This window comes from Sulfuriflexus sp., assembly GCF_032250955.1.
GTDB lineage: Bacteria > Pseudomonadota > Gammaproteobacteria > AKS1 > AKS1 > Sulfuriflexus.
Genome location: NZ_JAVVES010000091.1, coordinates 1 through 8,097, shown reverse-complemented (window position 1 = coordinate 8,097; position 8,097 = coordinate 1). Strand labels below are relative to the sequence as shown.

Annotated in this window: 9 protein-coding genes; 1 reads left to right on the top strand and 8 read right to left on the bottom strand. The window is 54.9% G+C overall.

Features of this window, described 5'->3' with window-relative positions; translation table 11 throughout:
- Positions 1–177: 177 nt before the first annotated feature.
- A complete protein-coding gene (locus RQ738_RS12595) occupies positions 178–657 on the bottom strand; it encodes a low molecular weight protein-tyrosine-phosphatase (protein ID WP_314165610.1) in 480 nt (159 codons plus the stop codon).
- Positions 658–741: 84 nt separating this feature from the next.
- Between RQ738_RS12595 and RQ738_RS12590 the strand changes: the two genes are divergently transcribed.
- Entirely contained in the window at positions 742–1,014 is a 273-nt protein-coding gene (locus RQ738_RS12590; protein ID WP_314165609.1) for a hypothetical protein, read from the top strand.
- A 70-nt stretch (positions 1,015–1,084) separates the two neighbouring features.
- Here the strand turns inward: RQ738_RS12590 and kdsB are convergent, their stop codons facing one another.
- The 7 genes from kdsB to RQ738_RS12555 form a co-directional block, all read right to left on the bottom strand.
- Complete coding sequence (kdsB, locus tag RQ738_RS12585) at positions 1,085–1,852, bottom strand: 3-deoxy-manno-octulosonate cytidylyltransferase (protein ID WP_314165608.1); 768 nt, start codon at positions 1,850–1,852, stop codon at positions 1,085–1,087.
- Positions 1,853–2,032 (bottom strand): Trm112 family protein, encoded by a 180-nt coding sequence (locus RQ738_RS12580; protein WP_314165607.1) that lies wholly within the window; start codon positions 2,030–2,032, stop codon positions 1,853–1,855.
- Positions 2,033–2,044: 12 nt separating this feature from the next.
- Complete coding sequence (gene lpxK, locus RQ738_RS12575; RefSeq protein WP_314165606.1) at positions 2,045–3,073, bottom strand: tetraacyldisaccharide 4'-kinase; 1,029 nt, start codon at positions 3,071–3,073, stop codon at positions 2,045–2,047.
- Positions 3,074–3,075: 2 nt separating this feature from the next.
- Complete coding sequence (msbA, locus tag RQ738_RS12570; RefSeq protein WP_314165605.1) at positions 3,076–4,830, bottom strand: lipid A export permease/ATP-binding protein MsbA; 1,755 nt, start codon at positions 4,828–4,830, stop codon at positions 3,076–3,078.
- Positions 4,831–4,833: 3 nt separating this feature from the next.
- The gene (locus tag RQ738_RS12565; RefSeq protein WP_314165604.1) at positions 4,834–5,256 is read right to left on the bottom strand and encodes a biopolymer transporter ExbD; all 423 of its coding nucleotides are present in this window, start codon (positions 5,254–5,256) and stop codon (positions 4,834–4,836) included.
- A complete protein-coding gene (locus tag RQ738_RS12560; protein ID WP_314165602.1) occupies positions 5,253–5,894 on the bottom strand; it encodes a MotA/TolQ/ExbB proton channel family protein in 642 nt (213 codons plus the stop codon). Before RQ738_RS12560 ends, RQ738_RS12565 begins: the two co-directional genes overlap by 4 nt.
- 124 nt (positions 5,895–6,018) lie before the next feature.
- Complete coding sequence (locus tag RQ738_RS12555) at positions 6,019–7,971, bottom strand: DNA internalization-related competence protein ComEC/Rec2 (RefSeq protein ID WP_409929553.1); 1,953 nt, start codon at positions 7,969–7,971, stop codon at positions 6,019–6,021.
- Positions 7,972–8,097: the final 126 nt, after the last annotated feature.

Sequence of the window (8,097 nt, the reverse complement as noted above, 5' to 3'; positions counted from 1 at the left end):
TGACCAAAAATGATCACCGGATTTTGATCTCATCTTGCTGATAGTCAAGTAACTTTTTGCTTAACTGATCGGCATTACCGCAGTGCGGGGCTTTTTTTGATGATTGCTGATCGTAGGTCGGATTAGGAATGCGGAGCATGACGTAATCCGACAAACACTATCAGCATGGTATTATCGTCATTCCTTCATGTGCCTCTGCCGGATATCCTCGAGCAGTCCCCGGCTGGCCGCCTCTATCATATCGAGCACGATATCGAAGCCTTGTGGGCCACCATAATAGGGATCAGGGACTTCGCTTTCGCTACGCGAAGGTGCAAACTCGAGCAACAAGCCGATCTTGTCAGCATATTGCGAAGGACACATGGACTCAAGGATGGAAATATTATCCTTATCCATAGCAAGAATATAATCAAAATACTCAAAATCACTCATCTCGACGCGGCGGGCCCGCAGGTGCTCAAGACTGATGCCCCGTTGCTGCGCAACCTCTCGTGAACGTCGATCCGGTGCGTCACCAATATGGTAGGCATGGGTACCGCAGGAATCCACCTCGATGTTCGCCACCAGCCCTTCTTCCCTGAGCATGTGCTCGAAGACACCGTGCGCTGTTGGCGACCGGCAGATATTACCCATGCAGACAAATAAAACCTTAACCATGTATTATTCCTGATAATGTAAATGTATTTGCCGAAGCGGGTAAATGCTAACATTAAAACAGGACGGGATACGAGTCATAACACCATGTCAGAGCTCATCATCAGCATCGAACAACTACGCGGTCTGATAGGCCTCCAGGTCGTTTATGAGGGAGAGGACTGCCGGGTTATCGAAATTATTGAAGACAAACTCTCCATTGTCCTTGCGCATGAAGGACGCGACAGCACCATCCAGTCAGACCAGCATGGCCATGCGCGACGCAAGGTCCCGCAGACAACCATCATTCCGGTCTTGAACAGTACTGGCGATGAATTTAGCCAGCAGTTTTTGTGCCTTGAATTATTCGAGACCTTGTAAACACAGCATGGCCGGATGAGCCTCGAATCACCGACCATGCGCAGTAAGCCAGCAAGCGGTGGCCGGCGGGTCAGGACTGAAATTCTTCAATCAGGCGTTCAACACGCAGTCTTTCTTCTTCGGTATCGACACCCGGCGGCGGGATGGCTGCGGCCTCGCTGACGTGGATCTTTTCGTCATTCCAGAGCACCCGCAGCTGTTCCAGAACCTCCATCTCTTCCATATCACAGACCGGCCAGGTGATGTAGCGACCGAGAAAGCCGGCCCGGTAGGCATACAGGCCAATGTGACGATAATGCATATGATGCCCTGAGGGACGGAAGTGTGAAACGCGAAAATGTTCACGCTCCCAGGCGATGGGAGCACGGCTGAAATAGAGCGCATAGCCCTTTTTACTGAACACGACCTTGACGACGTTGGGATTACTGACGTCCTCAGCGGTATGAATCGGTGTACATAGCGTGGCGACACTGGCATCGGCGTGCGCATGCAGATCGTGAGCAACCTGGGTGATCACGGCTGCCGGCATTAGCGGCTCATCTCCCTGCAGATTGACGATAATCTCGTTATCCTCGCAGCCCAGCAGTGTCACCGCTTCAGCCAGCCTGTCGGTACCGGAGTGATGTTCTGTCGAGGTCATGACAACCCGGGCGCCAAAACCGCGCGCAACGCGGGCAATGCGCTCATCATCTGTCGCGATCACGACATCTGTGGCACCGCTTTCAAAAGCCCGCTCATGCACGTGCTGCACCATGGGTTTTCCCGCGATTGCCAGCAAGGGCTTACCGGGCAGGCGTTTGGAGTCATAGCGTGCCGGGATAATCACCCGAAAATCCATCTATACTTCCTCGTCGGCCGGCAGTTGACGCGCCTCGTCTTCAAGCATGACCGGAATATCATCACGAATCGGAAATGCCAGGCGGTCGACCTTGCAGATCAGTTCAGCTCTGGGCTTGTCATACACTAACGGGCCCTTGCAGACAGGGCAAACCAGGATCTCTAAGAGTTTCTTATCCATTGTAATTCTCGCTTATCCAGCTGTGCCGGGTTGCTTGAAGGTAGTGTTCAGAGATTGCTTTTCCAGTGCCGCCAACAGGCGCGGCCCGAAATGCTTGTTCAGTTCCGCCTCGACCGGTACATACCAGTAATGGTGTTGCGCGAAGCGCTTGCATTTTACCGCATCTTTCTCCGTCATGAGTACCGGGGCGCTGTCGTCGAACGCCAGATCAGTTGCCTTGAAATGGTGATGGTCAGCAAAGGCATGCTCATGGAATGTAAGCCCCTGCTGGCGCAAGGCACTGAAAAACCGTTTCGGATTGCCAATCCCTGCGACCGCATGCACTGGCTCGTCAACAAACGCCTGCAGCTCGCAGCTTTCGCCTGTTACCAGGTTACAGGCCTTCTGCATGCGCAGACTCATGGCATATTCACCGCGTGCAGCGATGCCGTTGCTAACAACAAAATCGACTTCATCGAGCCTTTTCACCGGTTCACGCAAGGGACCGGCCGGCAGTAAACAACCGTTGCCGAAGCGACGCATGGCATCAATCACGGCGATCTCGACGTCGCGTTCCAGTGCGTAATGCTGGAGACCATCATCCGAGATAATGATATTAGAGTCTGTGTGTTGCAATAAGGCCTCTACCGAGGCACTGCGATCCGGGCCAACGGCAAGCGGGCAGGCACAACGCCGGGCAAGCAAGACTGCCTCGTCACCGACGACAACCGGGTCACTATCAGGGCGCACCTGTTGCGGCCAGCTAGACGCCTTACCGCGGTAGCCTCGCGTGATAATCGCCGGCTTGTAGCCCGCCTTGCGCAGGAAATCGACCAGCCAGATCACAAGCGGGGTTTTACCGCTCCCGCCGACCGTGATATTGCCGACTACAATCACTGGCAACGGGTAACGGTTAGTCGTTTTCCAGCCTCTCGCATAGGCATGGCGACGCAAAGAGACAACGGCCTGGTAGAGCCACGCAAGCGGCATTAGCGTATAGCGTGTCCAGGACCGATTATACCAGATGTAATTAAAGGCCTTGCTGAATAAACCTCGCAGCATGCTTACTCGTCCCGGAACTGCATTTTGTGCAAGGCCGCATACTGGCCAGCCCTGGCGAGCAGCTCGTTATGCGTGCCCTGTTCAATGATTCGGCCGTTGTCCAGGACCACGATCAAGTCGGCGTTCTCGATAGTCGAAAGCCGGTGGGCGATTACCAGGGTGGTGCGGTTTTTTACCAGCTCCTCGAGACCGGCCTGGATATAACGCTCTGATTCGGTATCCAGTGCCGAGGTTGCTTCATCCAGGATCAGGATCGGCGCATCCTTTAGCAAGGCACGGGCAATCGCCAGTCGCTGACGCTGGCCGCCAGAAAGCAAGATACCATTCTCGCCAACCAGTGTATTCAGGCCTTCAGGCAATTTATCGATAAATTCTTTTGCATGCGCGAGCTCTGCAGCACGCAGGATATCTTCTTCACTGGCATCACAAAGGCTGCCATAGGCAATATTCTTTGCGATGGTATCGTTAAACAGGGTTACCTGCTGACTAACCAGGGCGATATGTGAGCGCAGGTTATCAAGCTTGATGTCATGTATATCCTGAGCATCGATACGGATGCTGCCGGATGCAACGTCATAAAAACGCGGCAACAGGTTGACGAGTGTCGATTTGCCACTGCCGGAACGACCAACAAAGGCGACGGTCTGGCCCGACTCGGCAACAAAACTGATATTATCTATGACGTTATGCGCACTGGTTGCGTAGGCAAAGCAGACGTTTTCATATTCAACCCGGCCCTGCACTTCCTGCAGGAGTTTCGTGCCGGTATCCTTTTCTTTATCAATATCAATAAAGCTGAAAATGCTTTGTGCGGCAGCAATCCCGGTTTGCAGGTAGGAATTCACCGTGGTCAGGCGCTTGATAGGACGCTGCAACATGACCAGTGCAAACAGCATCGAGACGAAATCCCCCGGTGTAACCTGGCCACGCATACTTGCAGAGGTCGTAAAGAGAATGACGCCGGCGATCCCCATGGCGACCAGGAACTGGATGACGCCGACGCTCAGTTCGCGGGTGACGTCGAGCTTGAGCTTTTGCTTGCGGTTATAATCATTTTCTTTCTCAAACGAGGCCGTCTCGACACCCTGCCCGCCGAAGGTCTTTACGACACGGTGACCCTCGATAACCTCTTCGGCGACGTGACTAATGCCGCCTATGCTGTCCTGAATACGCTTGCTGGTCTTTCTGAATTTTTTGCTGACATAGGAAATCAATACCGCTACCAGTGGCGTAACCAACAGGAAGATCAATGTTAATTGCCAGCTGCGGTAAAACATCAGGCCCAGCAGAGCCACGGTAGTCAGGCCTTCACGTATCAGTACGGTGACGACACTGGTCGAGGCACGAGCGACATTTTCAACATCAAAGATAAGCTTGGATAGCGTATTCCCCGTCGAGGACTGATCATAATGTGCGGCTGGCAAGCGCAGAATATGAGCAAACATATCATGGCGCAGGTCTTTGATGATGCGCCTGCCTACCCAGCTCATGCAATACGTCGAAATGATGCCCACGAAAATCCTGACCAGGAAAATAGCGACCAGACCTAGTGCCATCAAACGAATAACACCGACGTCTTCGGCGATGAAACCTTCATCCAGCAAAGGTTTCATAAGCCAGGCAACGGCTGCATCCGTACCTGAAAAAATCGCCATACCGATAACCGAGATAATAAACATCTTCCAATGCGGAATAACGTAGGTCAGCAGACGGCGATAGGCCTCTTTACCACCTATCTTGTTCACAGCATCAGGCATAAATCAATTTTCTTCCGGAGCGGTCTTGGTGGCAAAGGTCAGGTGACTGAAACCCAGTTGCCGCGCGGCGTTCATCGCCGTCACCACAGACTGATGCGAGGCCCTGCCATCGGCACTGATGATCAAGGGTAATTCACGATCATCACCGGCAATCTTGAGTATGGCGGCTTTGAGCGTGCCTAACTGCTCATTCACGAGGCGCTCATTGTTGATCGCATAATGCCCCTTGGCGTCAATGGAAATCTCGACCTCTGCCTGTCGTTCACTGACCGCCTCTCCATTCGCCGTGGGCAAATCGATACTCAGTTCAGATTCCTTGTTAAAGGTCGTCGATACCATGAAAAAGATCAGTAACAGGAACACAACATCTATCAGCGGCGTCAGGTTGACGTCCGGCTCTTCGCTAATCTGCTGTCGCAGCTTCATGCCTTGCCGCCTTCCTCTTCCATATCTTCACCTTCCCGTTCGCCATGCAGAACCTCGATCAGTTTCAGTGCTTCCTGCTCCATGGTGATGATAAGTTCATTCACCTGTCCGCGGAAATAACGGTAAAACATCAATGCCGGAATGGCCACGGTCAGACCTGCCGCGGTAGTGATCAAGGCCTTGGAGATACCGCCCGCCAGTTCGCTTGGGCTACCGACGCCATGCTCAATAATAGCGGTGAAGACATCGATCATGCCGACCACGGTACCAAGCAGACCGAGCAAGGGGGTAATCGAGGCGATTGTGCCCAGCGTATTCAGGAAGCGATCGAGTTCCGGTACGATATGGCGACCGGCGTCCTCGATACTCTCTTTCATGATCTCGCGCGGGTGATGACGGTTAATCAGCCCGGCGGCTATGATCCGACCTAACGGCGAATCCTTCTTCAACTGCAGGATTTTTGTCTCGTCCAGTTCGTTACTGCGCGCCCAATGCCAGACCTGGGCAACGAGGTGTTTCGGGCTGATACGTTTGCGTTGCAGGGTCCAGAAGCGCTCCGCGATTATCGCGACCGCCACCACCGAACAGAGAATAATGGGCAGCATGAGCCAGCCGCCAGCCTTAATGAGTTCAAACACAGTCTTTTGGCCTTTGTATGTTTATGATAAATCAAATAATTTTATAATTCCGGGCAACTGCCCGCAGGCGTTCAACAGTAACCGACGCCGCCCATGATTGTACAACATGCCCACCACAATACCATCACTGCGCGTGCCAGTATCGGCCCGCCTGCTCACGCCAGACGCTGGTCTGCTGCAGTCCGTCGGCATCAAGCTTGATGGTAATGGCCCCGGCATCTGCTGTATTCAGCGATGCCACGTGTAAATCGCGATAGCGTTGCTCGACCCGGGGATGTGGAAAACGGTAGCGGTTTCGATAACCGGTGGCGAACAGGGCCAACTCCGGGTTTACCGCCCTGATGAAGGCCGCTGTCGAGGATGTCTTGCTGCCATGATGCGGCACCAGCAGCAGCCTGGCGGGCAGTTTAGACGGGTTAGCTGCGAGCAGCTGTCTCTCGGCACCGGCCTCAATATCGCCCGGGAGCAGGATGTGTGTATTGCCGATGCCCAGACGAATCACGCAAGAACGGTTATTCGCCTCCCGCAAGGGGTGGTCGGTCGGCGACAGAACCTCGAACCGGACCTTACCCCATTGCCATGCCTGACCGGCCAGGCACGGCTCGGCCCTCGCGTGCCTCCAACGCTTGCGGTCGGCCCCGCTCAGGATTCGTCGTACCGGTATTTCCCTGAGCAGACTGTCTGCACCGCCACGATGGTCATTATCACCATGACTGACCACGAGCGTGTCGAGGGTCTTGATTCCCTGTGCGCGGAGAAACGGCACAATCACGGCGCGTCCGGCATCAAAACTTTCCGAAAACCAGGGCCCGGTATCATAGACCATCGCCTGCTGCTCGCTGCGTACGACCACTGCCAGCCCCTGGCCGACATCCAGCAAATGCAACCAGACTTCATCGGCAGATGGCCCGGGTTTCGGTAATAACAGCATTGGCAACAGGCACACCCCACCCGCCCAACGGGCCGGCCAGCCACGTGGCAATAATAACCAGGTGATGCCGAGCAGGGCCGGCGGCAATGTCCATGACCGGGGGACATGCGAAAACCAGGTTGCATAGTCACTGCCTGCGAGCGGTTCAAGCACCGCCCACAACTCGACAAGACTCCATGCCGCCACCTGTAACAAGCCGCTGGCCAGATTGCTACTAACAGGCATGCACAGCGTGGCCAGCAAGGTTGTCGGCACGGTCACCATACTGACCCATGGCACGGCTACGAGGTTGGCGACAGGCGCCACCAGACTGAGCTGCTGAAATATTGCCAGCATCAGTGGCAACATGCCCAGTGCGATCATCCACTGAACCCGGCCCCATTGCCATAGCCGTGAAAGCTGGCCGACACGCCCGGTCAATACATACATGATCACTGCCACCGCCCCGAACGATAACCAGAAGCCGGCATCCAGCACGGCCAGCGGGTCATAGAGCAAGATCACCAGCAAGGCCAGCGCCAGGACGCTCGACGACATATAGCCGCGACGCAGCAGGATACCCAGCATCACCAGGCTCACCATGATAAAGGCTCGCTGGGTGGGAATGGAAAAACCGGCCAGCATGGCATAAGCGGCCGCCGCCAGCATGGCTGCAATGGCCGCGGGCATCACTGCGGGCATCGACATGAGTAACCGCGGCGACAGCGAGGCCAGAAAACGTACCAGCGCGAAGACCAGGCCGGCAACAAGGCCGATGTGCAATCCTGAAATGGCCAACAGATGACTGGTGCCCGTACGCATCAATATCTGCCATTGTTCAGCATCAATACCGCGCCGGTCCCCAACCGCCAGCGCGGGCAGCAGGCCCGCGTGTGTATGCGCCTCCAGCATGCTGGCAATACGCGTCGAAATCCGGCCACGTAAGGCCAGCATCGCCCGAGCGGCGTCCGGTCCGGCCAGCTTCTGGTTGATGTCGTCGCGTTTGATATACCCTGTTGCCGCTATTCCCTGGCGAAAAAGGTAGCGCTCATAATCGAAGCCACCCGGGTTAAGGAAACCATGCGGACGTTTTAGCTTGACCCGTAATCGCCAGCGTTCACCCGCCCGGGGCGGCTGACGCCGCTGCGTGTAATCATTCAGCCGCAGCCGGTAAGGCTTGCCGTGAATGCGCGTATCAAAATCAGCCTCGTCAGAAAAATTGCCTCGTCAGAAAAATTCATGGGTAGTTTTCGGGGCAGGTAGCGCTCCAAGCGCGTGATATAAGGCGATTTC

What these genes read in the sequence shown, in the direction of transcription:
- RQ738_RS12595 (WP_314165610.1), bottom strand. Translation starts at nt 657, where the DNA reads ATGGTTAAGGTTTTATTTGTCTGCATGGGTAATATCTGCCGGTCGCCA.
- RQ738_RS12590 (WP_314165609.1), top strand. Translation starts at nt 742, where the DNA reads ATGTCAGAGCTCATCATCAGCATCGAACAACTACGCGGTCTGATAGGC.
- kdsB (WP_314165608.1), bottom strand. Translation starts at nt 1,852, where the DNA reads ATGGATTTTCGGGTGATTATCCCGGCACGCTATGACTCCAAACGCCTG.
- RQ738_RS12580 (WP_314165607.1), bottom strand. Translation starts at nt 2,032, where the DNA reads ATGGATAAGAAACTCTTAGAGATCCTGGTTTGCCCTGTCTGCAAGGGC.
- lpxK (WP_314165606.1), bottom strand. Translation starts at nt 3,073, where the DNA reads ATGCTGCGAGGTTTATTCAGCAAGGCCTTTAATTACATCTGGTATAAT.
- msbA (WP_314165605.1), bottom strand. Translation starts at nt 4,830, where the DNA reads ATGCCTGATGCTGTGAACAAGATAGGTGGTAAAGAGGCCTATCGCCGT.
- RQ738_RS12565 (WP_314165604.1), bottom strand. Translation starts at nt 5,256, where the DNA reads ATGAAGCTGCGACAGCAGATTAGCGAAGAGCCGGACGTCAACCTGACG.